20 protein-coding genes, 1 tRNA gene and 1 pseudogene are annotated in these 26,753 nt (G+C 44.7%); 4 read left to right on the forward strand and 18 right to left on the reverse strand.

Features of this window, described 5'->3' with window-relative positions; genetic code table 11:
• Nucleotides 1-20: 20 nt before the first annotated feature.
• The 8 genes from AC3CKG_RS11630 to AC3CKG_RS11665 all read right to left on the reverse strand — a co-directional run bounded on the left by AC3CKG_RS11630 (nt 21) and on the right by AC3CKG_RS11665 (nt 11,889).
• On the reverse strand, nt 21-512 hold the full coding sequence (locus AC3CKG_RS11630) for a CvpA family protein (protein ID WP_009848678.1): 492 nt from the start codon (nt 510-512) through the stop codon (nt 21-23).
• Nucleotides 513-573: 61 nt separating this feature from the next.
• Nucleotides 574-1,140: an SPOR domain-containing protein gene (locus AC3CKG_RS11635; RefSeq protein WP_017106164.1), complete on the reverse strand. Its 567-nt coding sequence runs from the start codon at nt 1,138-1,140 to the stop codon at nt 574-576.
• Complete coding sequence (folC, locus tag AC3CKG_RS11640) at nt 1,141-2,403, reverse strand: bifunctional tetrahydrofolate synthase/dihydrofolate synthase (RefSeq protein ID WP_017106163.1); 1,263 nt, start codon at nt 2,401-2,403, stop codon at nt 1,141-1,143. It lies immediately after the preceding gene.
• A 42-nt stretch (nt 2,404-2,445) separates the two neighbouring features.
• On the reverse strand, nt 2,446-3,372 hold the full coding sequence (accD, locus tag AC3CKG_RS11645; RefSeq protein WP_017106162.1) for an acetyl-CoA carboxylase, carboxyltransferase subunit beta: 927 nt from the start codon (nt 3,370-3,372) through the stop codon (nt 2,446-2,448).
• A 176-nt stretch (nt 3,373-3,548) separates the two neighbouring features.
• On the reverse strand, nt 3,549-4,343 hold the full coding sequence (gene truA, locus AC3CKG_RS11650; RefSeq protein WP_004734161.1) for a tRNA pseudouridine(38-40) synthase TruA: 795 nt from the start codon (nt 4,341-4,343) through the stop codon (nt 3,549-3,551).
• Between the two features lie 145 nt (nt 4,344-4,488).
• Nucleotides 4,489-9,522, reverse strand: a complete 5,034-nt coding sequence (locus AC3CKG_RS11655) for a FimV/HubP family polar landmark protein (RefSeq protein WP_488528385.1) — start codon at nt 9,520-9,522, stop codon at nt 4,489-4,491.
• A 207-nt stretch (nt 9,523-9,729) separates the two neighbouring features.
• Entirely contained in the window at nt 9,730-10,743 is a 1,014-nt protein-coding gene (locus AC3CKG_RS11660) for an aspartate-semialdehyde dehydrogenase (RefSeq protein ID WP_017111155.1), read from the reverse strand.
• Between the two features lie 12 nt (nt 10,744-10,755).
• Nucleotides 10,756-11,889, reverse strand: coding sequence for a 4-phosphoerythronate dehydrogenase (locus AC3CKG_RS11665; protein ID WP_488528386.1), 1,134 nt, complete (start codon nt 11,887-11,889; stop codon nt 10,756-10,758).
• Between the two features lie 48 nt (nt 11,890-11,937).
• On the opposite strand from AC3CKG_RS11665, the pseudogene AC3CKG_RS11670 reads away from it, so the two are divergent.
• Nucleotides 11,938-12,272, forward strand: a pseudogene (locus tag AC3CKG_RS11670) (hypothetical protein).
• 140 nt (nt 12,273-12,412) lie between these two features.
• On the opposite strand, the gene fabB reads toward AC3CKG_RS11670, so the two are convergent.
• Nucleotides 12,413-13,624 carry a beta-ketoacyl-ACP synthase I gene (gene fabB / locus AC3CKG_RS11675; RefSeq protein ID WP_010436883.1) on the reverse strand — a complete coding sequence of 404 codons (1,212 nt, stop codon included), beginning with the start codon at nt 13,622-13,624 and terminating at the stop codon, nt 12,413-12,415.
• Nucleotides 13,625-13,680: 56 nt separating this feature from the next.
• On the opposite strand from fabB, the gene mnmC reads away from it, so the two are divergent.
• The gene (gene mnmC, locus AC3CKG_RS11680; RefSeq protein WP_488528387.1) at nt 13,681-15,828 is read left to right on the forward strand and encodes a bifunctional tRNA (5-methylaminomethyl-2-thiouridine)(34)-methyltransferase MnmC2/FAD-dependent 5-carboxymethylaminomethyl-2-thiouridine(34) oxidoreductase MnmC1; all 2,148 of its coding nucleotides are present in this window, start codon (nt 13,681-13,683) and stop codon (nt 15,826-15,828) included.
• A 239-nt stretch (nt 15,829-16,067) separates the two neighbouring features.
• Here the strand turns inward: mnmC and AC3CKG_RS11685 are convergent, their stop codons facing one another.
• From AC3CKG_RS11685 to AC3CKG_RS11695, 3 genes are all read right to left on the reverse strand, one after another.
• On the reverse strand, nt 16,068-16,589 hold the full coding sequence (locus tag AC3CKG_RS11685; RefSeq protein WP_017111158.1) for an NADPH-dependent FMN reductase: 522 nt from the start codon (nt 16,587-16,589) through the stop codon (nt 16,068-16,070).
• A gap of 188 nt (nt 16,590-16,777) precedes the next feature.
• Entirely contained in the window at nt 16,778-17,041 is a 264-nt protein-coding gene (locus AC3CKG_RS11690; protein WP_004734185.1) for a YfcL family protein, read from the reverse strand.
• Nucleotides 17,042-17,050: 9 nt separating this feature from the next.
• On the reverse strand, nt 17,051-17,581 hold the full coding sequence (locus AC3CKG_RS11695; protein ID WP_065103396.1) for an elongation factor P hydroxylase: 531 nt from the start codon (nt 17,579-17,581) through the stop codon (nt 17,051-17,053).
• A gap of 301 nt (nt 17,582-17,882) precedes the next feature.
• Here AC3CKG_RS11695 and AC3CKG_RS11700 point away from each other — a divergent pair, with 301 nt between their 5' ends.
• Entirely contained in the window at nt 17,883-18,506 is a 624-nt protein-coding gene (locus AC3CKG_RS11700; RefSeq protein ID WP_102306543.1) for a trimeric intracellular cation channel family protein, read from the forward strand.
• Nucleotides 18,507-18,619: 113 nt separating this feature from the next.
• Here the strand turns inward: AC3CKG_RS11700 and aroC are convergent, their stop codons facing one another.
• Both aroC and AC3CKG_RS11710 read right to left on the reverse strand, forming a co-directional pair.
• Nucleotides 18,620-19,705: a chorismate synthase gene (gene aroC / locus AC3CKG_RS11705; protein ID WP_004734182.1), complete on the reverse strand. Its 1,086-nt coding sequence runs from the start codon at nt 19,703-19,705 to the stop codon at nt 18,620-18,622.
• A gap of 270 nt (nt 19,706-19,975) precedes the next feature.
• Nucleotides 19,976-20,052 (reverse strand) — tRNA-Arg (locus AC3CKG_RS11710).
• A gap of 211 nt (nt 20,053-20,263) precedes the next feature.
• Here AC3CKG_RS11710 and folD point away from each other — a divergent pair.
• Complete coding sequence (folD, locus tag AC3CKG_RS11715; RefSeq protein ID WP_017110310.1) at nt 20,264-21,121, forward strand: bifunctional methylenetetrahydrofolate dehydrogenase/methenyltetrahydrofolate cyclohydrolase FolD; 858 nt, start codon at nt 20,264-20,266, stop codon at nt 21,119-21,121.
• Nucleotides 21,122-21,255: 134 nt separating this feature from the next.
• On the opposite strand, the gene AC3CKG_RS11720 is transcribed toward folD, so the two are convergent.
• The 4 genes from AC3CKG_RS11720 to AC3CKG_RS11735 form a co-directional block, all read right to left on the reverse strand.
• The gene (locus AC3CKG_RS11720) at nt 21,256-23,070 is read right to left on the reverse strand and encodes a cation:proton antiporter (protein WP_488528388.1); all 1,815 of its coding nucleotides are present in this window, start codon (nt 23,068-23,070) and stop codon (nt 21,256-21,258) included.
• 185 nt (nt 23,071-23,255) lie between these two features.
• Nucleotides 23,256-24,455 (reverse strand): NupC/NupG family nucleoside CNT transporter, encoded by a 1,200-nt coding sequence (locus AC3CKG_RS11725; protein ID WP_017110312.1) that lies wholly within the window; start codon nt 24,453-24,455, stop codon nt 23,256-23,258.
• A gap of 205 nt (nt 24,456-24,660) precedes the next feature.
• A complete protein-coding gene (locus AC3CKG_RS11730) occupies nt 24,661-25,581 on the reverse strand; it encodes a LysR family transcriptional regulator (protein ID WP_102363816.1) in 921 nt (306 codons plus the stop codon).
• 166 nt (nt 25,582-25,747) lie between these two features.
• Complete coding sequence (locus tag AC3CKG_RS11735) at nt 25,748-26,746, reverse strand: lytic murein transglycosylase (RefSeq protein WP_488528389.1); 999 nt, start codon at nt 26,744-26,746, stop codon at nt 25,748-25,750.
• Between the last annotated feature and the right edge of the window lie 7 nt (nt 26,747-26,753).

Here is a 26,753-nt window from a genome sequence, read left to right on the forward strand (position 1 = left end):
ATTTTCGACATTAACTGGCGCTAGAGCGCGCCAGATAAGAAACTAGATGTTGCTTGTAAATGCTCAAAGAACGGCGCAATGATTCGGCTAAACTCCGGAACCAACTGCGAATTCTTCCACCACTCAGAACTTGGGAATGCAGTAAACGCATCCATGAAAAACAACACTGCTGAGACAATCAGAACACCACGTAAACCGCCAAAAACGACACCGAGGATTCTGTCTGTACCCGACAGGCCTGTTTTCTGAACTAGTTGACCGATGACATAGTTAACTAAGGCACCAACAACTAACGTTGCAACAAACAATGCTGCTATCGCAGTTCCGTTACGAAACATCTCATCTTCGATATTGGTGAAGTACATGGCTAATTTAGCGTAGTACTGGCTAGCAATAAAAAATGCTCCAAACCAAATAACTAATGACAACGCTTCTTTAGCGAAACCACGAACTAAACTGATCACGGCAGAGAAGCCGATCACGCCTAAAATGACAAAATCTAACCAATTCATGAATTCTTCATCTTAAGTTGGCGCGCATTTTAACAGAAAAAATGCTGACGCAAACGTTTTCTTATGGATTTAACGGTTTAAATTTGAGCAATTGGCCTTTTGAACCCGTAATTTTTTCTAATTCCTTAATTTGTCGCTCAAGTTTGGATTTAGAGACATCGGGACCAATAATTACTCGCGTAAAAGTTTTTTCTTGCTTCGTGTGGGCTTGGTAACCGCGCTTTTGTAAATCCTTAACCATGCTTTTTGCATTGTCAGCATTCTTCAAAGCCATCAATTGAATGAGCCAAGCACTGTCTTGGTATTCATTTTTTTCAGGTACCGGTTTAACCACCACTTTCACTTTATCTGCTTCTTTATTATTTGAAGCCGACGCAGTTTGGGTTTCTGAATCACCACTTTCAATCACTTGCTCAACCGGAGAGTCCGGTAATGCAATCTGATCTTCCACAGGATCAAGAACCTCAAACACCTCTACATTACTATCAAGCTCAGGCTTAATCGGAATGCTTGCAAACTCCTCTTTATAGTGGAGCTTCTTACCATCAAGTACATCTGGCAATACGATAACGCCAATCGCCACTAAAATGATGGTGCCGACTAATCGGCTTTGGAATTTACTTGCCATTTAGTTTCCTTTTTTCTGCCAATGCTCCAAGACTTCACCAACAGTATGGAAAGAACCAACCACCAACACAACATCATCACCTTTAACAGAAGCTAAAGCTGCCTCAAACGCCGTTACAGGGTTTGTATGCTGCTCTACGCCTTCAGGCAAGCTTTCACATAACTCGGCAGCGGTTGCCGCACGAGGGCCTTGCAGTGAAGCTGGGTACCAATGAGTTGCAACTGGTGCTAATACTTCCAATGTCGCGGGAATATCTTTGTCATGAAGCATGGCGACTACAACGTGTAAATTTTTTCCGGCATATTTTTGAGTAACTTGTTGTGCAAAATACTCAGCAGAATGCGGGTTGTGCGCCACATCTAACACAATCACGGGTTGGTCGCTAATTTGTTGCATACGCCCTGGAAGCTGTGCGTTGTTCAAACCGTTAACGACGTTCACATCGCTAATGCTAAGATCTGAAGTCCCTAGCGCCATTAATGCGGTTGCCGCGTTCGGTAGCGGTAAGCTAGGAATAGGTAATGCGTCCAGTCGAAATGCACCGCTGTTCCAATTCCAGCTATCGCCATTCACTTCGTAGGTATATTGAATGCCCACTTGGTAAAACTCAGCCTTAATGTCATCGGCATGTGCAGCAACCGTTGCTGGCGGCTTAGGTTGACCACAGATAGCTGGCTTACCACTGCGATAGATACCCGCTTTCTCAAAACCAATCACATTAATGTCATCACCTAGCCAATCAACGTGGTCGACAGCCAAACTGGTGATCACAGACACATCATGCTCAACAATGTTCGTCGCGTCTAAACGCCCGCCTAGGCCGACTTCTAACAACACAACATCAACCGCTTCGGTTTGAAACGCACGTAACGCCGCTAAAGTACCGTATTCGAAGAAGCTCAGGCTGATTTCACCACGCTCTTTCTCAATGAAGTCGAAAGATTGAACCATCTTTTCATCAGACAGATCTTGGCCGTTAATACGAACGCGTTCGTTATAGCGAATTAAGTGAGGGGAACTGTAGACACCAACGGAATAACCAGCGTCCAATAGAATCGCTTCCATTAGGGCACATGTTGAGCCTTTGCCATTGGTTCCGGCAACGGTAATCACGTGTTTAGCAGGTTTGGTGAGGTTTGCCTTAGAGGCGACGGCCTGAACTCGGTCTAACCCAAGGTCAATAGCGCTTGTGTGGATGTTTGATAAATAATCAAGCCACATCTCCAAAGAGGATGTGGCTTGAGGAATAGGTTGTTGACTCATCTAACTCATAACCATGATTAAGTAGGTTTGTTAGAAGGTACTTTACCCTTTTTCTGGCGCTTCTGGTACTTCATAAGTAGCTTCATTCGGTGAATCGTTCACAGAAACTACTAATGGTGAAGGCTGGTTGGTCATTTTAGCAACAAGGCTTGCAACGCGCTGACGCATCTCACGACGGTCAACAATCATGTCGATAGCACCGTGGTCAAGTAGGAACTCACTACGTTGGAAACCTTCAGGAAGGTCTTCACGTACTGTTTGTTCAATTACACGACGTCCAGCGAAACCGATCAGTGCTTTTGGCTCACCAATGTTGATATCGCCAAGCATTGCCAAACTTGCAGAAACACCACCCATTGTTGGATCAGTCATGACTGAAACAAACGGTAGGCCTTTCGCAGATAAACGCTCTAGCGCTGCACTGGTTTTTGCCATTTGCATTAGAGACATAAGCGCCTCTTGCATACGCGCACCACCACTTGCAGAGAAACAAACTAAACCACAGTTGTTCTCGATAGCAGCATCTACCGCTTTCACAAAACGAGCACCAACAACAGAACCCATTGAACCGCCCATGAATGAGAATTCAAAAGCACACGCTACGATAGGTAAACCAAGCAGTTCGCCTTTCATTGCAACTAATGCATCTGTCTCACCACTGTTTTTCTGAGCAGTAGAGATACGTTCTTTGTAACGCTTAGAATCTTTAAACTTCAGTTTGTCTTGTGGCTCAAGATCAGCACCTAGTTCAACACGCTCACCTTTGTCTAGGAATGTATCCAGACGACGACGAGCTTTCATGCGCATGTGATGATCACATTTTGGACATACTTCTAGGTTACGCTCAAGTTCAGCATGGTAGAGAACCTGCTCACAAGAAGTACATTTAGTCCAAACACCCTCAGGGATAGACGCTTTACGAGATGTAACGATGTTGCTTTTTTCTAAAATCTTTTCAAGCCAACTCATGGAAGACCTTTTTGTTTCGATTCCTCCGCTTGATTGCGAAAGAAATAAATTTGGGAATTATGCGTGGGAATTAAAGCACATAAAACAGCGACTGTAGATAAAAAACTGGTTGTACCTATTTTCTCACGCTATTTTACGCACGAAACCGTAATAATTTTTGAACCTAAGTCTCACATTTAGTTCAAATTATCCGGTAAAAATAGAGGACCAATTGGCTCTCGTGGTAGTTCAAAATGTTCAGGATAATCAACATCAACCAGATACAAACCTTCCGCTTTTGCGGTCGCGCCTGCTACTTTTCGATCTTTAGCCTCTAAAAGCCACTGGATCCATTCTGGTTTCTGCTCACCTTTACCTACCGCAATTAAGCTGCCAGTAATATTCCTCACCATGTGGTGAACAAACGCATTCGCTTTAATATCAATCACGATGTAGTGTCCGTGACGAGTCACATTTAAGTGAATCATATTTCGCCATGGACTACGAGATTGACAATGTGTCGCTCTGAATGAAGTGAAATCGTTCTCGCCTAACAAGTACTGACCCGCTTCATGCATTTTTTTCTCATCAAGGTGACCATGATAGTGGCTCACTCCTGAATTAAGAATGCCTGGGCGCAGTGCATGGTTAAAGATAATGTAGCGGTAACGACGAGCGGTAGCAGAAAAGCGAGCATGAAAATCTTCATTCACTTCTGTCGCCCAACGAACAGCAATATCTTTCGGCATGTTGGCATTAGCGCCCATAGTCCATGCCACCATTTTACGATCGACATTAGTTTCAAAGTGAACGACTTGTCCCGTACCGTGAACACCGGCATCCGTTCGGCCTGCGCACATAACTTCTACAGGGTGATTCGCGACAACAGAAAGAGCCTTTTCCAATTCTTCTTGGACACTTTTCACGTCTCGTTGGCGCTGCCAACCAAAGTAGTGGGTACCGTTATATTCAATACCTAAAGCAATTTTCATGTTCTTGTTCTCTTTGAAAATGGGCGAGAAGTATATACGGAAATCAGTTCTACCCCAAATCGGATGGGGCCAAATCTTCAATATTAAAAGAAAGGTCTACAAAAAATAAAGGGTAGCCAATGCTACCCTTTACGTATCGTTTAATTTATCGGCCGTTGATCGTATCGATAAGGTTCTTAGCCTCACGGCGAATATCATCACTGCCGTCGACTATCGCTTCCTCTAAGAGCTTTACCGCTCCTTGTGAGTCACTCATCTCGATATAGATTTTAGCTAAATCAAGCTTGCCTGCGGCTTCTGCATTGCTGTCGACATCATAATTACCAATGTCACCGATTACATCTGGGAACTCGTTAAGGCCAACATCCAGCTTCAGCTCTTCGTCATCTGGATTAATCGCGTCTTCGCCCTCTTGTTCCACTTGAGCCATCAGTTCATCAATCGTCATGTATTGCTTATCACGACTGCCACCCGGTTCAGTTAGGTTGTCTTGCTGAGCCCAATTCTCTTCTTTGATTTTAGGTTCAGCTTGTTGCTCAGCTGACGCCCAAATCTCTTGTTGATCATCAGGCACATCATTGTGCATGCTCGATTGTTGCTCTGGCGCTAAGTTAAAACCTTTCCAATCTTCACCACCGACTTCAAGCATCGCATCAATATCAAGCCCTGCACTATCAATCGACGTTGCATCCAATGGTTTATCGAACATATTGTCGACAGAGTCTTGAACATCTTCAGAAAGTAACTCAGCCAGCGCTGTTTCATCAAAATCATCAAACCCTTCTAGAGGCTCGTCTTGCACCGCTGTCGGTGCTGAGTTTGATTCTACAGGCGCTAATTCTGAAGCCGAATCCGGTAACTCATCTGATTGCCCGAAAGCCGCCAGTTCAGGCTCTTTTGCATCTGATAAATCGTCTACGTCCGAGAAATCATCAGCATGACTGAAGCTTTGCGGATTTGAGAACAAGTCATACAGCGCGTCTTGCTCTTCACCTTGTGGGCTGAAAGACGTTAATGGTGTTGGCTTCTCAGCAAACGCATCAGAAATAGCTTCATCTTCACCGTATTCTGGCAGATCAAGCACATCCAGCTCTACGCCTTGGTCTTCCGCTACCGGTTCTGCACTGCTTTGTTCAATATCGTCTAAAACAGAGTCTGCTTTGGCACTCTCTTCATCGTATTCTGGCAGGTCCAGATCATCGAATTCGAACTTCTCAGTACCATCAGAGAGGTCTTGCTCTAACTGAGCTTCATCAGGTTCACTAACCACTTCCGCTAACGCATCGTCTTCACCAAACTCTGGAAGTTCGAAATCGTCGAAAGAGAACTCTTCTGATTCCACTGTCGGCTCTTCAGCTTTAAGCTCAGGAGCAACAGCACTTGCTTCAGGGGCTAATGGGCTGACTTCAGGCTCAAGGCTATCAGGAGCGTCTACAGACGTTGGTGCTGGCTCTAACGCAGCTTGTGTATCAGCCTCAGCTAATGCGTCTTCTTCGTCAAACTCAGGCAGCTCAAAGTCATCAAACGAAAATTCTTCTTCGTCTTCTTGCTCAACCTCTTCAACTTGTTCCGCCACTTCAGCTTGCGAGGCAGCTTCAACTTGCGGCTCAGCGTTTAATTGAGGTTCAGCATCTAAAAGAGGCTCAACAGCAGGTGCTACTGGTTCTGGTGTTACTTCGGCATCAACGTCTGCCAAAGCGTCTTCTTCGTTAAACTCAGGAAGCTCAAAGTCATCAAAAGAGAATTCTTCTTCGCCTTCTTGCCCTACCTCTTCAACTTGTTCCGTCACTTCAGCTTGTGGTGCAGCTTCAACTTGCGGTTCAGCGTCTAATTGGGTTTCAGCATCTAACAGAGACTCAACAGCAGGAACCACAGGCTCTTCCGCTACTTCATCAGCTTGTGCCAATATTTCTTGTTTAGCCGTGTCTTCTTCAATCAGCCAATCATCGTCTTCTGGCACACCAAATTCATTTGGAATGATTTCAGGCATATGCGCTGCACGAACTGGCTCTGGCTCTGGCTCTGGCTCTGGCTCTGGCTCTGGCTCTGGCTCTGGCTCTGGCAAGGATTCAACAACATCGTCGAGTTGATCGCTACCTTGAATTTTAGGTTCGAAGTCAAAATCAGAATCAATGTTCGCTGGAGACTCTACATCATCGATAGCTTCCGCTAACCAATCTTCAACCGTCTCTTCATCGCCTTCGGAAATATCACTTAAAGAGGATGGCGAAACTTCACTTTGTACGCTTGAAGCGGGTGCTAGAGCTTCATCTGATGGCATCTCAACGTCAGACATTGAGTTATCAGATAGCAGAGAATCAATATCCAGTTCATCGACGTCATCAGGTGACATTGCTTCAGGTGATGGAATTGCTTCAGGTGATGGAATTGCTTCATCTGCAGAGGCTTGGGTCGGTTCTGAAGGAGAATCGAATTCATCTTCTAAAACAAGATCTTCAGAACTTGAAGCTGGCTCTTCAACCGATGTTAATGCGTCGCTATCAGAAGACATCAACTCATCAATCAACGCTTCGTCTGTTGTTTCTAGTGAATCGTCAAGCAGCGCATCCGTTGCAGGTGCAACACCAAATAGATCATCGATAAAGTCATCGCGATTAAAGTCTTCATCTTTTTCTGATTTAACATCAGCACTGTCTTGCGTCAGCTCCGAATCTAACAACGCTTCATTAGCTTGTTCTAGCTCAACTTCAGAAGGTACAGGCGTTAACTCAGTAATCTCAGCATCAGCATCAGAATTAAGTTCATCGCTGGTTTTGTCTAAATCTAAGGCAGCGTCTAACTCTTTATCAAACGCTTGTTCTTCAGATTCAAGTTCGTCTTCAATGCCACTTGTCAATAAGTCATCAAACGGGTCTAAAGATTCCGATTTTGGTGTCTCGGCTTCATCCGTTGAAAGCGTATTATCTGACAATTCACTATCAAGGAAGTCATCTAGTAAGTCAGTGCTCTCGGCGTCGAGTTCGAAGTCATCATCAGAATCCCCGATTAGTTCATCCAAAGTTTCCGTGCTGTCTTCGCTGATATTCAACTCATCATCAGTCGACAAGCCTGAAAGCTCTTCCAGTTCAGATAGAGCATCGAAACCAAGCGGCTCATCTTCAGACTCTTGGTCTGATTCACTGTCCAACATTTCGTCGAGCAGGTCGGTAGAGTTGCTTAAATCAACGTCGTCCCCTTCAAGTTGCTCATCAAGCAGATCAAGATTAGGAATATCAAGTAATGGTTGCTCTGAAGTTGGCGCGCTCTGAGGTTGATCAGATAGCGCGGATTCATCTTCATTTTCTAATGGCTGATCAAACTGAGCCAAAATATTTTCGATATCATCATCAGACGCTAAGCCGCTATTCAGGCTTGAGCTAATCTCATCATCGTTATCAAGGTTAAACGGGTCATTACCTTGTTCATTTTGAGCCGCAACTTGAGCAAAGATATCGTCAATATCATCTTCTACGCTAGGAGCCGAAGGCTGAGGGGCTTGTTGTTCCGAGATAAGAGCATCGATATCAAATTCGTCGTTGCTCAAATCAGCAGGGGCAGCATCGCTCTGCTGTTCTGAGATAAGCGCATCAATGTCAAAGTCATCCGTCACTGACGTACCGATGGCTGGAGTCGAATCGTTTTGTTCTTCAGATATCAAGGCATCAATATCAAAGCTGTCATCATCTTCGTCATCAAGCGCGAACAAATCATCCAATAGTGATTGGTCTAATTCATTCGAACCTAAGTCTTCTGTTGCTGATTCTTGAGCGAGTAACGCTTCAATATCATCGGCAGACATTGGGTTATCATCAGAAAGATCGAAATCGCCTTCATCGGCATCCAGCGCGCTTTCAACCGTTTCGTCTAATGCACGCTCCATCTCTTCAAGGCCAAGAGCTTTATCTTCGCCATTAACGCTGATGCCATTGCTGCTGTCTAAATCAAGATCATCAAAGTTCGTGTCTAAGTCGCCGTTTTCTCCGATGCTCGCAAATGGGTCATCGTCTTCACCGTCTAAGTTGAAATCAAGATCCGATTCATCTAAGCCTGCAAAGACATCGTCTTCCTCTGCCAGTGCTTGGTCGTCGAACAACTTATTCGCGTCATCCTCTGTACCAAACAGTTCATCATCGAGAGACAGTTCATTATCAAGGTCGTCCATTTCATCACCTAAGGTGATTGGCGCGACACTGCTCGGTTGAGGCTGAATAGGCTGTTCTTGAGTCGTTTGTTGCTGCTCATCATTTTTAGAACGACGACCTAACAACATCACAATGATCAGACCAAGCAACAAGCCGGGAATAATCGCAAGTGCGGCAACTAGCCAACCATTAGATAACAGCTGATCCATGGCACTTGGCGCCATTTTTTCGATTTCAGCATTCTTTCTTTTCTCTTCCGCGAGTAACTTTTCAACTTCGCTACGTATGCGGTCTTCATCACTGAGTTCGGTTTTTAATCCATCTACTTCCGACTGAACATTCGATAGCATCAAACGAAGTTGGTGGTTTTTCTCTTCTAGAGATAACAGCTCAGTTTCAGAAAGCTCTAGCTGCTTCTCAAGGTGGTTCATTTCCTTGGCGCCCGTTATCGGCTTATTACTAACGAGCTCTTTATTACCAACTATCGATTTATCGACAACTTTAGGTTCGCTATCCTTGGTTGTGGATTGTGCATTCTTAGGTGTTACATCAGTTCGACTTGGTGCTTGAGTGCTTTTTGGTTTAGCGGCAACCGTTTTTGTTGTTGGCTTATCAAGCTTCGCGAGATGCGAGTTCATAATATTGATAGCTTGCTGCGTTGAGCTTGCGCGAGTTTGTTCTAAAGAAGGCACACGTAAGTTGCTGGCAGGTAGCAGGCTATGGATATTCTGGTTTTCAAACGCTTGTGGGTTTAAACGATAAATTGCCAACAAGGTTTGTTGGACTGAAACGGAGCTATCAGGGCGTAACTTTGACGCGATAGACCATAGCGTTTCTGAGCCACGAGTTGGGCCATAGAAACGAGAAGGCTCAGCGCTATTCGATTGCGCTCTTTGAAGAGGTTCTGAAAACGTAGGCGCTGATTGTATCTGACCATCAGGCCCTACAACTCGAATGGAATCTGCACGAACAACGGAAATCTGAGTCGCAATGATAAAGGCAAAAGGTATTAACCACGGCTTGAAAATTTGAAACATAAAAGGCTCAGCTAGGTGCTTAAATTCGGAAAAGTGATGATCTATTAAATATATCGGATAAATGACGTAAAACTATAGAGATGAAAACAAAAAATGTGTTGCAGCAACAATATTCGCAGCAATTTCACACAATTTGACTAACAATATTTTCAATCGATTAAAAAAGCCCCACTAAAGAGTGAGGCTTGATAATCAAAGCAATGAAGCTTAGAAGTAATCGCGAATAAGCAATTCTGCGATTTGAACTGCGTTCGTTGCTGCGCCTTTACGAACGTTATCAGCGACTACCCACATGTTCACACCGCTGTGATGGCTGATGTCGTTACGAATACGACCAACCATTACGTGGTCTTTACCACCAGCATCACGAACCTGAGTTGGGAAATCTAGAGCTTGGAAAACTTCAACGCCTTCTGTGTTCTCTAGAAGCTGAATAACTTGTTCAGCACCGATTGGTGCGCGAGTTTCAATATGTAGAGATTCAGCGTGACCATAGAACACAGGAACACGAACACAAGTTGGGTTCACCGTGATTGAAGAGTCAGCAAAGATCTTTTGAGTTTCCCAAACCATCTTCATTTCTTCACGTGTGTAGCCGTTCTCTGTAAATTCATCGATTTGAGGAATACAGTTGAACGCGATCTGCTGTGAGAATGCTGACTTGTCAGCCGGCATGCCGTTAAGAAGCTTAGCCGTTTGACCTGCTAGCTCATCGATACCCGGCTTACCTGCACCAGACACAGATTGGTAAGTTGAAACGTTAATACGCTCAAGACCCACTTCATCGTGAATTGGTTTAAGTGCCACTACCATCTGAATAGTAGAGCAGTTAGGGTTCGCGATGATGTTGCGGTTACGGAACTCAGCAATCGCTTCAGGGTTCACTTCTGGCACAACCAGAGGAACATCGTATTCGTAACGGAAACGTGATGTGTTATCGATAACAACCACACCTTCGTCAGCCGCGATTGGAGCCCAACGTTCTGAAAGCTCGCTACCTGCAGAGAAAAACGCAATATGTACTTGAGACCAATCGAAGTCTTCTACATTTTGTACTTGTATTGTTTTGCCGTTAAAACGGGAAGTTTTGCCTTCACTACGTTCACTTGCTAGTAAGTGCATTTCACCGACAGGGAATTTACGCTCTTTAAGTACTTCAAGAATGGTTTCACCAACCGCACCAGTCGCACCTAAAATAGCAATATTAAATTCTTGGCTCATTGTTTCTCTCTTTTATAAAGTTGGCTTTACCATAAAACCGAGTTTAGATAACGGCGTTAAATTACAAGATTCGTCGCCCGTTAACTCGACTGCACTGTACTCTCTGCGGTCCCAATATTCTTTACGCATCTTGTCAAAAGAACCCGGCGTAGTGATATTGCGACGGAATAAGGCGTCGTCTTTGCGCACATCATAGATCAACTGAGTCAAATTGTGCAGTGTTGCTTCATCCCAAGCTCTATCTAATTTCATTTGAGGCACTGGTGCTGTCGGCAGAAGATCGCTTGCATAAGCACGTTGTTCAGTACCTAAAAATTCACAATAGCTGTTGAAGATCATCGTGGTACCGCGCGCTTTACCCTCTAAACCGTAGCCCGCTACGTGAGGAGTTGCAAAAGCAAGCAGTGGAAGCAGCTCAAAATCGACTTCAGGTTCAAACTCAAACACATCAAGAACGGCAGTGAAACCATCGGCTTTTTGCAAGCGAGTTTTTAACGCTTGGTTATCAACAACAGGGCCGCGAGCCGCATTAATCAGAATTTGATCGGCGCGGAAGTTGTTCAGTACTTGCTCATTGATCAAGTGATGCGTTGGGAACTCACCCGTCTTAGTGATTGGCGTATGCAGAGTGATAACGTCTGACTGCTCAAGCAGTGTCTCTAATTCAGTAAACTCGCGAGTATCACCCTCTTGTTGTTTTAGAGGATCGTTCAGCAATACTTTAATGCCAATGCCTTCAAGGCACTTCGCTAAATAACTGCCCACTTGACCACAGCCGATAATACCGACCGTTTTATCGAAAACAGAGAAACCTTGTTGCTGAGCCAGCACCATCATCGCGCTGAACGCGTACTCAGCCACACCCACCTTGTTGCAGCCAGGAGCCGCAGTAAAGAAAATGCCACGCTCTTTCATCAATTCTTGGTCAACGTGATCCATACCAGCTGTTGCGGTTCCAACAAACTTAAGCTTGTTCGCTTTGCTGATCAGCGCTTCATTGACCTTAGTCACCGAGCGAATCATCAGAGCATCTACGTCAACAAGATCGTCAGCGGTTAGCGTTCGACCGGACTTCATTGTCACTTCACCTAGCTGGCTAAAAAGCGCTTCAGCATAAGGCATATTTTCATCGATTAAGATTTTCATTGGGAAGGTACTTTCGTTGGGGTCTGTCGACCTTAAATGTGAATTGAAATGATTGTGCAAAATTCCACACACGGTGTCGAGTCGCAATTGAAATACATTATAAATAAAGGGCTGAATCGCCTAGTCTGCACAAACAAGAACAGAAATAAGAACCAATACCTAAAATCAAAAGTCAGAAGACTAAAACGAAAAATGCCCGATTGAATAAACAATCGGGCAAACATCCAGAACAAAAGGATCCTATCTCGCTCTCCAGGAGACAGAGTCTTGCGTCTGTTCAACCAGTACTAACCAAAGTCAGCACTGATCAAGCTCTGGAAACCTTTCAACTTCTAAATCTTGATTTAAAAAGCTATTTTCTAAAGCGAAGCTTACAAAGCTAGGGTTAAAAAACACGCTTAAAACCATATTTATAAAAGCTATGTTCTGATGGTCATGATTACTGGGTGACCTGTGCGTGTTGAATCTGCACTCACGTCACCCATTAACGATTAACCTTTTATTAATTTAACCTTGGCTTCAATTAGCCTTGGTATTTTTTGATTACTAGCGTTGCGTTCGTACCACCGAAACCAAAGCTGTTAGACATAACCGTTGTTAGCTCTTGTTCACGAGCTTCCGTTACGATGTCTAGGCCTGCGCCTGCTTCGTCTAGGTTTGCAACGTTAATGCTTGGTGCGATAAAGCCGTTATCAAGCATTAGTGTTGAGTAAATTGCTTCGTGTACACCAGCTGCACCTAGAGCGTGACCTGTCATCGCTTTAGTTGCTGAGATTGCTGGACTGTTGCCGCCAAAGACTTCTTGGATTGCGCCAAGTTCTTTAACGTCACCAACAGGAGTTGAAGTACCGTGAGTGTTCACGTAGTCAACGCCATCAACGTTTTGCATTGCCATCTTCATACAACGAACCGCGCCTTCGCCAGAAGGAGCAACCATGTCGTAGCCGTCTGAAGTTGCGCCGTAACCCACGATCTCACCGTAGATTTTTGCGCCACGAGCAACAGCGTGCTCAAGTTCTTCGATAACTAGCATGCCGCCGCCACCAGAGATAACGAAACCGTCACGGTCTGCATCGTAGGTACGAGAAGCCAATTCTGGCGTGTCGTTGTACTTAGTAGAAAGTGCGCCCATTGCGTCGAACATCATAGTCAGAGACCAATCCAGTTCTTCACCGCCACCAGCGAATACAACGTCTTGTTTACCCAGTTGGATAAGCTCCATTGCGTGACCAATACAGTGTGCAGATGTCGCACATGCAGAACTCATAGAGTAGTTCACGCCACGGATTTTAAATGGTGTAGCAAGACAAGCAGAAACCGTAGAAGCCATTGTACGTGGAACCATGTATGGACCAACGCGCTTAACGCCTTTTTCACGGATGATGTCTACAGCGTTAACTTGGTTTAGAGATGAAGCACCACCTGAACCCGCAACGATACCTGTGCGGTCATTAGATACTTGATCTTCAGTTAAACCAGAGTCAGCAATTGCTTGCTCCATTGAAAGATAAGCGAATGCCGCTGCATCACCCATAAAGCGCATTTTTTTGCGATCGATATGGTCAGCAGGGTTCATTTTCAGGTTACCCCAAACTTGAGAGCGCAAGCCATTTTCCTTGAACTGCTCTGAAGCGGTAATACCTGATTTACCCTCTTTCAGTGATGCTAAAACTTCTTCGACGTTGTTACCGATACTTGAAACAATACCCATACCGGTGATTACGACTCGTTTCATGTGACATTCCTATAATTCTAAATTCAGCTAGATGATAACTAAGAAGCCTAACAAAAGTGGTCAGCTTTCCTAGAAATTCGTACAATCCCTACCAACATATCGCTTCAAATCACAAAATGATAGATTTTATGACTTCAATTACTAATGCAGAACTGGAATGGAATGAGTCTGGCACGCCAGTTTCAGACCAATTTGACGACGTTTACTTCTCTAATGTTAACGGTTTAGAAGAAACTCGCTACGTCTTTTTAAAACAAAACCACCTTCCAGAGCGTTGGGTTGAACATCAACAACGCCGTTTTGTGATTGCTGAAACCGGTTTTGGTACAGGTTTAAACTTCCTCGCAGTCTGGCAATGGTTCGATGCTTTTCTTAAAGATAACCCACAAGCTATGACCAAAGAGTTACATTTCATCAGTTTTGAAAAATATCCTTTAAATAAAGATGATCTGATCAAAGCTCACCAATCTTGGCCAGAATTAGCCCAGTATGCGACGCAACTCCAAGAACACTATCCGATTGCTCTGCCGGAATGTCACCGCATTGTGTTGGGCGATGGCGCGATCACACTCGATTTATGGTTTGGTGATATTAAAGATTGTATGCCAAACGTGCCTACTCCACAGGAAGGTTTGGTTGACGCTTGGTTCTTAGATGGCTTTGCGCCCAGTAAGAACCCTGAAATGTGGAATCAAAACCTATTCAACGGAATGGCCAAACTGGCAAAACAAGATTGCAGTTGTGCAACGTTTACCGCTGCCGGTTTTGTTCGACGTGGTTTAATCGAAGCCGGCTTTGCAATGAAAAAAGTTAAAGGCTTTGGTACTAAGCGTGAAATGATTGCAGGTCGCCTTGATGAGAAGCACGCTCATACCAACATCAAACCTTGGTATGGCCTAGCTCAACACAGTGGTTCACAAGATATCGCCATTATCGGAGGTGGTGTTGCCAGCGCTGCGCTTGCAAAAACGTTAAGCCGACGTGGTAAAAACATCACGCTTTATTGTGAACACCAACAAGCTGCTGGAAATGCCTCTGGCAACAATCAAGGTGCCATTTATCCGCTACTCAGCGAAGCGACATCGAATGTTTCAAGAATATTTGGGCCGGGCTTATTGTTTGCCCGCCAATTTATTAATCAAGCAGCACAATCAGTAAACTTCGATCACAACTGGTGTGGCGTGAATATCTTGATGTGGGATGAAGGTTCAACCAAAAAGCTCAACCGTATGTTGGAAGGCAATTTCCACACAGATTTAATTCAGCGCTTAACGCCCGAACAAGCGAACGAAAAGATTGGCTTACCGGTTGATAAAGAGAGTGTTTACTTCCCACTAGGTGGTTGGTTAAGCCCTCTTCAGCTTACTCAAGGTTTGATTGGTAAGTTAGAAGAGACCAACCAAGTAAGCGCACACTATCAACACCAAGTTACGCAACTTGAATGGTTAGAAGCAGAGCAGCAATGGTTGCTGACGATTGAGACACCTCAAGGTGAGATTAAAACCAAGCACGACCAAGTAGTTGTCGCGAATGGACACAAGTTCACCCAATTTGAACAAACTCGCCCTGTACCTCTCACGCCAGTTAAAGGGCAAGTGAGTCATATCCCGACTACAGAAAACCTCAGCCAGCTAAAAACGGTGTTGTGTTTTGATGGTTACTTAACGCCACAGAATCCAAATAATGGTCACCATTGTATTGGCGCGAACTACGACAAAACCAATATCGACCAAGAATTTGATATTGAGGTTCAACAACATAATGGCGAGCGCTTAAACGGCTCGTTGCCGGATCAAGCGTGGACCAAAGATGTCGATACCAGTGGCAACTTAGCGCGCCAAGGCATCCGCAGCGTAAGCCGTGATCACCTACCATTCGTCGGTAATGTTGGTGATTTTGAATCCATCAAAGAGCAATATCAGAATCTGCACAACTTTAATCCGCAGCGTGATGCTATCGACAGTATTGAACCTGTTACCAGCTATCCGAACTTGTTCTGCTTTATCGGTTTAGGTTCGCGTGGTTTGAGCTCGACCCCTCTTTTAGCTGAAGTTTTAGCCTCACAAATTTGTGGCGATCCTCTACCTCTTCCGGTTGATGTGCTCGAAGCCATTCATCCAAGTCGAATGTGGATTAGAAGATTACGTAAAGGCAAAGCGTTAACAGAAGGTTGGGTTTCAACAAAACAATCCAGTGCGGAATAGTCGATTCTAGACTAGGTCTAAATATTCAAATAAGTATTGGGCCGTATTGATCTTACGAGCTGATTTTTGCAGCGAAAGGTCAACACACCCTACATACGACCCAAACAAAAAGCCCGAGCATCTCTAATGCTCGGGCTTTGTTTTTCTAATCTTGTCTACGTCGCTGTTTATTGTTTTTCAGCGGCTCGCAACTTTACATCAGCTTGCTACTTTGCAGCTATTCGCTTTACTTTCCGCTTTTACAGCTTAGCAATCGCGTCTTTAATTTGAGCAGCAATCTCTTCGTTGCTGATTGAACCCGACTCAAAATCAAAGTTATCGTAGAAGCTAGGTACTGAAAGTGATGCCTTAACGTTACCACCAAAGTAAGGAGCCGAACCTGTCGCTGCGCCAAGTACTGTTTGTGCACCACCTGGGCCTGGTGATGTCGCTAGGTAAACCGCAGGCTTCTCACCAAACACTGAACGTTCAATACGTGTCGCCCAATCAAATAGGTTTTTGTACGCCGCAGGATAGTGGCCATTGTGCTCAGCGAAAGAGATAACAAATGCGTCCGCTTCTGCTAGGTCACGCAAAAATGCTTGAGCGCCTTCCGCTTGGCCAATCTCTTTTTCAGTGTCTTCACTGAACATAGGAACGTTGTAATCGTTGATGTTTAGAACTTTGACTTCAGCACCTTCAATCAAGTTAGCTGCGTAAGTTGCTAGAGTTTTGTTGATAGAGGTAGAGCTGGTGCTTGCGCCGAATGCGATAACTTTCATGGTGTGACCTTTTCTGTGATTCCGTTAAGTGGGATTAGAATAACGTAGTCAGAAAATGGAACCATCACAAGAAATGAACAGACTCATTCAAAAAATTCGAATGAGTCTCAAATTATTGGTTCGCTCAAAAATGAGGAGGAAGAGTAATGAGCGAATTACGGTAGACGAATAATGCGAAACGACTAAAATTAAGCTTGGTTTTGCAGCTCAACCCAAAGGTCATTAACGATCGTACGATCGGCTGGCGTCAATTCAGAACGTGCGTCTTCTAGGCTCTTCTCAATACGCAATTTAACTTCTGCTACGTCTTCAATGCCGTCTTCTTCACATGAAGCCACTGAAAGAGAAATATGACCACGTAAGTAACCACCAGCAAACAGTTCATCATCTGATGCGTTTTCAATGCGAGCATCAATTACTTCAAGTAGTTTTTCTTCAAATTCGATAATCATAATATTCTCTTATTTCACAATAAATTGGCTAGCACATAAAGGTTCTACATCGTAGAAGCTGCGCAATGCTTCAGAGAGCATTTTTACGCGAGGCGGAAGGCCAACTTCAAAGATACCCATGACTTCGCTGTGTACTTTATTCATAAAGGCCAAACGATCTGGCTCAAAATCGCCGTGTAGATTGTCACAGCTGACATTAAAAGGAAAGCCTGCGCTCGTCGCAATGATCCATTCATACGCTTGCGGGCGAATTTCTACTTTTTCAAACTCAGCTTGAACTGACTCAGTACGACCATCTGGCTCATACCAATAGCCAAAATCTTCCAATAAACGACGTTCAGGGCCAGCAACACACCAGTGCGCTATTTCGTGTAGCGCAGAAGCGTAAAAGCCACGTGCGAAGACAATTCTGTGGTGTGGGATATCATCATCGGCAGGCAAGTAAATAGGCTCATCTGCGCCTAACTCCAATTTAGTATTAAAGCTGCCATAAAAAGTCTGATTAAAAATATCGATAATGTCGGAATATTGGTGCGTCATAAAGCTTGCTTGAAATGAAATAAACACGCGTATTTTGCTTTGTTTTATCAGCTTGGTAAAGCCCCTATCAGGCGTAATGTTAACGACGCCAGTGCTCTCCACCAGCACAAAGCCACCTATCTCTACGATAGATAACCTCAAGTTACTCCAATTGATTACTTCAGCTAATCTGAAACCTCGATTCACGGTACAAATATTCATTCGTCAAAGGCCGTTTTTACTACTACACTCGCGCTTCATTTTTATATCCCCAAGGCCTATAACTCTCCAATTTATAGACCTAAATAATAGAGCTACAGCAATGCTACTAAGTGTTTTGTATATCATTGGCATCACGGCAGAAGCCATGACCGGCGCTCTCAGCGCTGGCAAACAAAAAATGGATTGGTTTGGTGTAATGTTGGTTGCGAGTGCAACGGCAATTGGCGGCGGTACAGTACGAGATATCTTACTTGGCCATTACCCTTTAGGTTGGGTTGAAAACCCACAATATCTGGCGATCACCTGTATCGCAGGTGTCATCACGACCGGACTCGCTAAATGGGTAATCAAGCTAAAAGGGTTATTCATTCGTTTGGATGCACTGGGGCTTATCGTATTCAGCATCATTGGTACTAAAGTGGCGATGACCATGGGTCTGCACCCAATGATTTGTATGGTGTCGGCATTGGTTACGGGCGTGTTTGGTGGCCTGCTACGCGATCTTATCTGTCGTCAAACGCCACTGGTTTTACATGAAGAGTTGTATGCATCTGTCGCCCTTGTCGCTTCAGGTTTATACCTAGGTTTGCTTGAGCTTGGCATTAACGACGTAACAGCAACGATTGTTACGCTTGTGGTTGGCTACTTACTGCGTATGGCTGCCGTAAGATTCAAATGGCGCTTGCCTTCGTTCCAGCTAGATCAGGAAAGCTCTGTGCATTAGATAATATATTCTCAATAACGCAGAATATAAAAAGGGTTGCTTCATTACGAAGCAACCCTTTTTTGTTTCTATCAAATCAGTTTCAATTCTGTTTTGAATAAAACGAAGCAGAACTAGATTTTTGGCGTTTCTGTTGTCACACCAAAGTTTTGACCACGATGACGTAGCAAGTGATCAAGCAATACAATCGCTAACATCGCTTCTGCGATAGGCACTGCACGAATACCAACACATGGATCGTGACGACCTTTCGTGATTAACTGCGTTGCTTCACCGTCTTTAGTGATCGTGTCACCAGGAACAGTAATGCTTGATGTTGGCTTAAGTGCAATACTTGCCACAATATCTTGGCCAGTAGAAATACCGCCTAAGATACCGCCAGCGTGGTTGCTACTGAAGCCTTCTGGAGTTAATGGATCACGATGTTCACTACCGCGTTGATTAACAACATCGAAGCCATCACCAATCTCAACACCTTTCACCGCATTGATGCTCATTAGAGCGTGCGCGATGTCTGCATCTAGACGATCAAAGATTGGCTCACCAAGGCCTACAGGCACTTTAGTCGCAACCACTTGAATCTTCGCACCGATAGAGTTGCCTTCTTTTAGCAAGTCACGAATCAGTTGGTCAAATTCAGGTACTTTGTCGGCATCAGGACAGAAGAAAGCGTTGTTTTCGATCTCGTTCCAATCCACTTTATCAATTGAGATATCACCCATTTGAGAAAGATAAGCTTGGATTTCAACACCAAATTCTTGCTTAAGGTATTTCTTCGCAATCGCACCTGCCGCAACACGCATTGCCGTTTCACGAGCAGAAGAGCGACCGCCACCTCGGTAATCACGCACACCGTACTTTTGATGGTAGGTATAATCAGCGTGGCCAGGACGGAACTTGTCTTTAATTTCGGAATAGTCTTTAGAGCGTTGGTCTGTATTTTCAATCAATAGACCAATAGAAGTACCCGTAGTTTGGCCTTCAAATACACCTGATAAGATTTTCACTTCATCCGCTTCACGGCGAGCCGTTGTATAACGAGAAGTACCAGGGCGACGGCGATCCAAATCTCTTTGAAGGTCTGCTTCGGTAATTTCTAATCCTGGTGGGCACCCATCTACGATACATCCTAGTGCGATACCGTGACTTTCTCCGAACGTAGTCACGCGGAAATGTTGTCCGATACTGTTTCCTGCCATTACTTCCTCTAAATCAGCCATCAATCAGAAGGTTTGATTCCTAAACCAACCAGCTAATAGCTTTACTTGTCTATTCTTCGTGAATTCATAGTGGCTTTATTACCAAATGATGTAAACCCCAAAAAACGAACAATTTTAACTTTCTATTACATGAGCCGAATGAAATGAATAACGAAGGAAAATGAGTAGCGCTTTAAGAGAAGTACTTTTAGTATGGTAGAAATGCAAAAAACCCGACAACTCAGAGAGTTATCGGGTTTCTTTAAATAGTGGTACGCCCTGAAGGATTCGAACCTTCGACCACCTCCTTAGAAGGGAGGTGCTCTATCCAGCTGAGCTAAGGGCGCGCTACAGGAAAGGATTATACGAATTCGAATCAGTAAAGCAACGGCTTTGTGTAACATTCTGATCCAAGTGAGTAAAAAAAGGGCAATGAGATTATAAGTGTTGGAAAATAGACCAAAGCAAACGTTTGCTTGATGGTAATCAAAAAGATTTTCTGGAATAATGCGCCCAAAACATCAGCCACTAACTTGAATATCAATACTAAGGAAATTCATGACTGCTCAAAATATTGATGGAAAGCTAATTTCTCAAACCGTTCGCTCTGAAGTTGCGGCACGTGTAAAGGCTCGTACAGAAGCTGGTTTACGCGCTCCGGGCCTAGCGGTAGTTTTAGTGGGTGAAGACCCTGCCTCTCAGGTTTACGTTGGAAGTAAGCGTAAAGCGTGTCAAGAAGTAGGCTTCGTTTCAAAGTCTTTTGATTTACCAGCGACGGCGACAGAAAATGATCTGCTAACGCTCGTCGACCAATTAAATGAAGACCCTGAGATTGATGGCATCCTAGTTCAACTGCCTTTACCTGCTGGTATTGATACCACTCACGTTCTTGAGCGTATCACGCCAGAGAAAGACGTTGATGGCTTCCACCCTTACAATGTGGGCCGTTTGGCTCAGCGTATGCCTAAGCTACGCTCTTGTACGCCTAAAGGCATCATCACATTACTTGACCGTTACAACATCGACTTACGTGGTAAGCACGCGGTTGTTGTTGGCGCATCAAACATCGTAGGTCGCCCAATGACCCTAGAGCTTCTTCTAGCAGGTTGCACGACGACAACATGTCACCGCTTCACCAAAGACCTTGAAGGTCATGTACGTCAAGCCGATGTTGTTGTGGTAGCCGTGGGTAAGCCTAACTTCATTCCTGGCGCTTGGATTAAGAAAGGTGCCGTTGTGGTCGATGTAGGCATCAACCGTTTGGAATCTGGCAAACTTGTTGGCGACGTTGAATACGATGTCGCGAAAGAGAGCGCAAGCTTCATCACACCAGTTCCGGGTGGTGTTGGTCCAATGACAGTAGCAAGCCTAATCGAGAACACTATGATTGCTTGCGAACAGTTTCACTCGAAATAATCTGCGAACGACAAATTTGCGAACGACAGCATAAACAGAATTAAAAAGCCGCAGCGTTAAAACGTTGCGGCTTTTTTGATACTGAGCTATTCGTTTTTGATACAAAGCGACTCGCTTTTTATACAGAGCACTCACTACTTATCTGGAGTGTCAGCTCTTTCCGTTGGCTCCGAAGGCGGCAATAAACTAATGATCGCACACTCCGTTGATATGAGTTTTTCCAAATCAGAACCTTGCGTCACCAATCGGAAGTCACCCCCAGTAATCACACCAAGTGGAATCGCTTTAGGATACAGCGCGTTAAACTCATTAAGGTCAAACGCTTCGGTCAAACCCGTGCTCTTAATTTGGCTGCCTTGAGCCATCAAGGAGTTAAGCTTGGAATAGGTAATTCCTTCCGAAAACAGGCTTCTGTTACCATCTCGGCTCACTGAATGCCTTTCGTGTTTAGTTTCTGTCGATTCAAGCTCAAACACCTTATTTTCACCAAACTCATCTTGATAATGCATGCTGACTAATGGGTTGGTTTGACGATAAGGCGAGACGATCATCGCGCGCCCTATTCCATCCAATTCCAGATTATTTTCCGCGTGGCTTGAGGCTGGGTTACCAAAATAGACATTCAGGTTATCCATACGCGCCAAACGAATGCTTTCCCAGTTGGTATCGGCAAGCACACTGTTGATGTTGTGTGTCGCCAGCACCTTGGCAAACTGTCTTGCAAAATGAGTCGCGCCAAAGAAGATAACCCCTTGCGCTTTCTCTTGCGTCACACCTAACCTTCTTGCCCACCAACTTGCGGTAAGACTCTGAATCACAACCGTACCGATGATGACCAAGAACACCATAGGCACCAGTAGATCAGCCCCTTCAATCAATTGCTTCTCTTGAAGCTTGATAGCAAACAGAGAAGAAACCGCAGCAGCAACGATCCCGCGAGGTGCCATCCAGCTCAAAAACCATTTATCTGCAGAGGTAAGATCCGTGCCGATCCCGCTGATCCACACACTCAGAGGACGAGCCACCAGCATGACAACCGCTAATAAGCCAATACCGCCCCAACCTATCGAGAGGAAAGTCCCAGAATCGAGTCGACTCGCCAGTAAGATAAACAAAGCGGAAATGAGTAACACGGTTAGGGTCTCTTTGAACTCAATAATATCTTCAAGATCCAAGCCTTTCACGTTGGCGAGCCAGATACCCATGATGGTCACGGTTAATAGGCCAGACTCTTCACTCAGATCATTAGAAAAAGAGAATGCCGCCAGCATTAACGTCAGAACAGCCACGTTACGCAAATAGTGCGGAACCCAATGTCCTTTCAGCATCTTGGCAATCAAATAGCCACCGATGATCCCTAAGCCTAAACCGATGGTTAGAGTCAGCCCCAAGGCCGACAGCACATGGCTGGTAGGATCGGCTGAAGAAACAATGTATTCGTAAACGAGAACGGCAAACAGAGCGCCAATCGGGTCAATCACGATCCCTTCCCAGCGCAAGATGCTGCCTAACGAAGATTTGGGCTGAATACTGCGCAGCATGGGAACAATCACGGTTGGCCCCGTCACCACCACTAAGGCAGCAAACAGTGCGGCTAATGGCCAACTGAAGTCCACAAAGTAATAAGCACCAACGACAATACACGCCCAGGTAATCAGCATGCCGAAACTCACGAGGTGCGTCACCATACGACCATGACCTCTTATTTCCTTGAAATTCAGGGTCAATGCACCTTCAAACAGAATAATAGCGACACCTAATGAAATCAGCGGAAATAGCACGTCACCAAAAATGGCATCGGGATTAAGGATGTTAAGACCGGGACCTAAAAGTAATCCGACAATGAGAAGAGGAAGAATAGCAGGAAGACGCAAGCGCCAACCTAACAATTGACACGTTAAAGACAGCAGTCCAATTAACGCCAAAGAAGAAGTAATCGACAAATCCATTTGTGCCCCTAAAAAATTCGTACCACACTTTGTGATACAAACCTATTTGCTGAAACAAGAAAGCCTATGTCATTAAACTATAGGCTCTCTTTTTCATGCTAACCGAATATTAGTGTGATTAATCAGTCACTTTACTATAGGGGAAATAAAGTGACTGACTCATCCACTCTGTACTTATCATCTAGCTACAGAGAAAGCACCACGCCCGCAATCGCTGCGCTCATTAAGTTGGCAAGCACACCCGCACAAATCGCTTTAAAGCCGTATTGTGAGATGAAAGAACGACGCTCTGGAACTAAGCTACCCAAACCACCAATCAGAATGGCCATCGTAGAGATGTTGGCAAAACCACATAGTGCAAAAGTAACGATCGCTTTTGAGTGCTCACTCAGTGCGTCTTTCACGTCCATTAACTGGATGAAAGCCACAAACTCGTTCACAACGATTTTGTTACCGATCAGCGAGCCTGCAACCACAGCCTCAGACCATGGCACACCGATCAGCCATGCAACGGGTGCGAACACATAACCTAGAATAAGTTCGAAGCTTAGGTTTACGCCAAACCAACCACCAACAATACCTAGTAAGCCATTCAGCATTGCTATCACACTGATAAAGGCCAGAAGTGTCGCACCCACTGCAACGGCAATACGAAGTCCAGACATAGCCCCATCTGCCATTGCCTCAACGACGTTTGTTGCTCGTGGAATTTCAACGTCAGACTCAATATTTTCTTGAGCCTCATCTGCGTTACCTGGTACCAAAATCTTGGCCATCAATAGACCAGCAGGCGCAGACATAAACGCCGCAGCGATCAGGTAGTTCAAATCAACACCAAGCGATGCATAACCGACTAGCGTGCCACCAGCTACAGAAGCCAAACCACACACCATGACGGCAAACAGTTGTGAATCCGTCATGTGCTTCAAGTAAGGCTTAACCACCAATGGTGCTTCAATCATGCCAACAAAGATGTTCGCCGTTGCAGACAGTGACTCCGCACGACCTGTACCTAAGAACTTTTGCAAAGCACCGCCGATAAGGTTGATCACCTTTGGCATAAAGCCGATGTGGTACAAACCTGAAATCAGTGCAGAGAAAAAGATAATAATGCCGAGAACGTTAATAGCGAAAACAAATCCGTTATTCGTTAGGCCACCAAATAGGAAGTTAATCCCCTCTTGACCGTAGTTGATCAAGCTAGACACCGCACCAGTAGCTGCATTCAGCGCTTCTTTACCCATTGGCACATAAAGAACCAATAGCGCGAATGAGATTTGCAGTAAGAAAGCCAAAGAGACGGTTCTTAGCGGAATATTTTTTCTGTCCGTAGATAGTAACCAAGCGGCTACTAAAATAGTGATAATTCCAAGTAGGGAAGCCATATGCGTCAACCTAAAAGTTGTAGGTAGGAAAGGCGACGCATTGTATAGAGGAAATCGTTTGCGGCAAGGTGCGGTTGTTAATGTGATGTTGGGATTATCACTGCCTTACCTATGATTATATTAAAGCATTGAATTTTAATGACTTAACTTGATTAAAAAGCATACTTTTTCCATACGGAAATTATATTTATAGATTAGGAAACAGTTAACGGTGCAGCTCAACGCAAGTTTTAAGGTTTTCATCCCAGTAAGTTGGCGACCCGATATGATCTTTGATGAACTCAATCACTGCAGAAAGCTTCTTCGGCATGTTCTTTCTACTCGGATACACAGCGTAAAACGGCATCAGCTGACTCGCTCGCCATTCTGGCAATACTTGGATGAGCTTGCCCGTTCTAAACTCTTCTTTGACTAAGTAAGTCGCCAGATAAGCAACGCCCCAACCCGATACTGCCGCGTCTCGTACCGCTTCAGCTAAATCCACCGAGTAATCACCCGCCACTTTAACACTGAGGTTTTCTTGGCCGTTATCAAATGCCCACGATGTGTAGTCTCGTTCACGACTGCGATAAATAAGGCAATTATGCTCAATCAAATCGGAAGGCACGTGTGGAGTCCCTGCCTTAATCAGATAATCCGGTGATGCGGCTACTACAAACTGGCTATCAGCTAAGCGCTGTGCGATGTAGCCTTCTGGCAAGTCTTCATTGTTAGTGATCCAGAGATCCAAGCGCTCTTCAATCATGTCCACTTTGTAATCGAACAAATGCACTTCGATTCTCAGCTGCGGGTAAAGCTGTCTGAGCTGATCAATTGCAGGAATGATATGCAGTGTGCCAAATGACTGTGACAAGCCTATGCGGAATATCCCAGAGATATCATCACGCTGGCTGTCCATATCCATTTGAGCCGCTTTCACCGTATTGAACAGCTGCTCGCAGTGCTGATAGAACACTTCCCCTGCTTCAGTTAGTGTCAGGCTGCGTGTGGTTCTTTGCACCAGCTTGATACCTATCGAGTCCTCGAGCAAAGCAACTTGCTTACTGATGTGAGACACCGACACATTCAAACTTTTTGCTGCACTGGTAAAGCCTTCATGCTTGATTAATGCATGGAATATCACCATCTGTGCGGCTCTATCTGTTAGCACAAGACCACCTTTAAAAATCTCTGAAATATAAAAGAAAAAGGACTCCGAAGAGTCCTTTAGTTCGTTCTGCCTATGGTAGGCCAAATGCTATTCAAAGCGACCTAAGGCTATTAACCAAATTAAGTCTGTTAATCAAATTAGGTCAATCAAACTTAATTCTGTCTGCTAGATGGCTAACCGCCAACGCAAAGTAGTAAGAACGATTCCACTTCATTAACACATTGTAGTTGTTGTAAATGAGGTAAGAACGGCCAGTTTCATCGTCTGGCATAATTAGCCAAGCTTTAATATCTTCATCAAGCGTTGGTAATGGGCGATCGTCAAAACGCTTAATGCCGAGTTCAGACCACTCTTTTAAGTATTTCGCTTTATCTTCACCTCGACCTTGCATCTCGATAGACACATTTGCCGGAACGTGAACCTGACGGCCCCATGTATATTTGTCATCCCAACCGGATTGGCTGAGATAATTAGCCGCCGAAGCAAACACGTCTTCTTCAGTGCCCCAAATATCTTTCTTACCGTCGCCGTTACCATCAGCGGCATAAGCTAAGAATGAGCTTGGCATAAACTGAGGCTGCCCCATCGCGCCAGCCCAAGAACCTTTCATCTCATTGGGTGCGATATGGCCTTGGTCAAGAATCGTTAACGCAGCCATCGCTTCGCTACGGAACAACGCTTCTCTGCGCCCTTCGTAAGCCATAGTGGTTAAAGCATCGATAACACTGTAATTGCCAGTGAACTTGCCAAAATTACTTTCTACGCCCCACAGAGCGACAATGAACCTTGGTTGAACACCGTACTCGTCGCCAATACGCTTTAACGCTGTGTAGTGTTTCTTATAGAGCGATCTTGCCTGTTTCACTTTCCAATCTGGAACCGCACGTGGAATGTATTCATCCAGAGTCAGTTTCTTCTCAGGTTGGTTCTTATCAGCTTTGACAGCTCTCGGCTTAAACGTCACGCCATTAAAGGCTTCTTCAATGATCGCTTCAGAAATGCCTTGTTCACGGCCTTGCTGCTTTAGCTTCTCTACATATTGTTCAAAGCTAAGCTCTTCAGCCTGTACTGAACCGATAGTCAGGCTATTGCCCAATAGCAATGCTGACACGGCTAATAGGGTTTTAGAAAATTTACTCAACGATCAT

This window comes from Vibrio sp. QJM3NY_15, assembly GCF_057785995.1.

Excerpts from the sequence above, each read along its gene's own strand:
- AC3CKG_RS11630 (WP_009848678.1), bottom strand. The coding sequence starts at position 512 with ATGAATTGGTTAGATTTTGTCATTTTAGGCGTGATCGGCTTCTCTGCC.
- AC3CKG_RS11635 (WP_017106164.1), bottom strand. The coding sequence starts at position 1,140 with ATGGCAAGTAAATTCCAAAGCCGATTAGTCGGCACCATCATTTTAGTG.
- folC (WP_017106163.1), bottom strand. The coding sequence starts at position 2,403 with ATGAGTCAACAACCTATTCCTCAAGCCACATCCTCTTTGGAGATGTGG.
- accD (WP_017106162.1), bottom strand. The coding sequence starts at position 3,372 with ATGAGTTGGCTTGAAAAGATTTTAGAAAAAAGCAACATCGTTACATCT.
- truA (WP_004734161.1), bottom strand. The coding sequence starts at position 4,343 with ATGAAAATTGCTTTAGGTATTGAATATAACGGTACCCACTACTTTGGT.
- AC3CKG_RS11655 (WP_488528385.1), bottom strand. The coding sequence starts at position 9,522 with ATGTTTCAAATTTTCAAGCCGTGGTTAATACCTTTTGCCTTTATCATT.
- AC3CKG_RS11660 (WP_017111155.1), bottom strand. The coding sequence starts at position 10,743 with ATGAGCCAAGAATTTAATATTGCTATTTTAGGTGCGACTGGTGCGGTT.
- AC3CKG_RS11665 (WP_488528386.1), bottom strand. The coding sequence starts at position 11,889 with ATGAAAATCTTAATCGATGAAAATATGCCTTATGCTGAAGCGCTTTTT.
- fabB (WP_010436883.1), bottom strand. The coding sequence starts at position 13,624 with ATGAAACGAGTCGTAATCACCGGTATGGGTATTGTTTCAAGTATCGGT.
- AC3CKG_RS11685 (WP_017111158.1), bottom strand. The coding sequence starts at position 16,589 with ATGAAAGTTATCGCATTCGGCGCAAGCACCAGCTCTACCTCTATCAAC.
- AC3CKG_RS11690 (WP_004734185.1), bottom strand. The coding sequence starts at position 17,041 with ATGATTATCGAATTTGAAGAAAAACTACTTGAAGTAATTGATGCTCGC.
- AC3CKG_RS11695 (WP_065103396.1), bottom strand. The coding sequence starts at position 17,581 with ATGACGCACCAATATTCCGACATTATCGATATTTTTAATCAGACTTTT.
- AC3CKG_RS11700 (WP_102306543.1), top strand. The coding sequence starts at position 17,883 with ATGCTACTAAGTGTTTTGTATATCATTGGCATCACGGCAGAAGCCATG.
- aroC (WP_004734182.1), bottom strand. The coding sequence starts at position 19,705 with ATGGCAGGAAACAGTATCGGACAACATTTCCGCGTGACTACGTTCGGA.
- folD (WP_017110310.1), top strand. The coding sequence starts at position 20,264 with ATGACTGCTCAAAATATTGATGGAAAGCTAATTTCTCAAACCGTTCGC.
- AC3CKG_RS11720 (WP_488528388.1), bottom strand. The coding sequence starts at position 23,070 with ATGGATTTGTCGATTACTTCTTCTTTGGCGTTAATTGGACTGCTGTCT.
- AC3CKG_RS11725 (WP_017110312.1), bottom strand. The coding sequence starts at position 24,455 with ATGGCTTCCCTACTTGGAATTATCACTATTTTAGTAGCCGCTTGGTTA.
- AC3CKG_RS11730 (WP_102363816.1), bottom strand. The coding sequence starts at position 25,581 with ATGGTGATATTCCATGCATTAATCAAGCATGAAGGCTTTACCAGTGCA.